This is a genomic window from Synechococcus sp. R55.7 (assembly GCF_047461955.1).
Classification (GTDB): Bacteria; Cyanobacteriota; Cyanobacteriia; order Thermostichales; family Thermostichaceae; genus Thermostichus.
In genome coordinates this window covers 1-902 of the sequence record NZ_JANSIC010000410.1, presented here as the reverse complement: position 1 = coordinate 902, position 902 = coordinate 1, and the positions used below count along the sequence as shown (strand labels likewise).

General features: G+C 58.5%; 2 protein-coding genes. Both read left to right on the top strand.

From position 1 onward, the window contains the following. Positions 1-610 (top strand): imidazoleglycerol-phosphate dehydratase HisB (hisB, locus tag NW820_RS12820; protein WP_414407695.1); only part of this gene is annotated, 610 nt, incomplete at its 5' end. Between the two features lie 78 nt (positions 611-688). After that, positions 689-902: alpha/beta hydrolase (locus NW820_RS12815; protein ID WP_414407694.1), on the top strand; the 214-nt coding region annotated here is incomplete at its 3' end.

Genomic DNA, 902 nt, shown 5'->3' with positions numbered 1-902 from the left:
CGACTCCTCGCGCCTGCTCCAGCCCAGAACGGCCTCTGTTCACCGTCGCACTGGAGAAACGGATGTCCAAATTCATCTGAACCTGGATGGCAGCGGGCGCCATGAGATCGATACTGGGATCCCCTTTTTGGATCACATGCTGGCCCAGCTCAGCACCCACGGGTTGATCGATTTGCAGATCAAGGCCATAGGGGATCTGCACATCGACGATCACCACACCAACGAAGATGTGGGCATCACGCTGGGACAGGCTCTGGCGCAGGCTTTGCAGGATCGGCGGGGCATTCATCGCTTCGGCCATTTTTGGGCGCCTTTGGATGAAGCCCTGGTGCAGGTGGTGCTGGATTTTTCGGGTCGCCCTCACCTCAGCTATGGCCTGGAGCTGCCCACGGAGCGCATTGGCCGCTACGAAACCCAGTTGGTGCGGGAGTTTTATCAGGCGGTGGTCAACCACGCCCAGCTTACCTTGCACATTCGCCAGGCTGCCGGTCTCAACGCCCACCACATTGTCGAGGCCAGTTTTAAGGCGTTTGCCCGTGCCCTGCGCATGGCTGTAGAACGGGATCCCCGCCGACAAGAAGGGATCCCTAGTTCGAAGGGAGTACTCTAGGCATGAACTGGCCACGGAGACTGTTGGCCTTGGCTCTGGGATTGGGGACAGTTTTCTTCGGTCTGGGCCAGATGGGGGGTGCAGAGCGCTTGGGGGTGTTTCTGCCGCCTTTGTTTGATTGAGTTCTCCTTGCCCGTGGAGGATCTGGCCCAGTTTGCTCACAATGGCACGGTGAGCCGGCAGTTGGATTTTTATCTGCGGCGGCTTACGCCAGAGCAGCAGGCAGCTTTGGCAGATTTGCTCACACGCGATTTTGATCCCAGCACCTCTGCGCACTACTTTGATTCGAGAC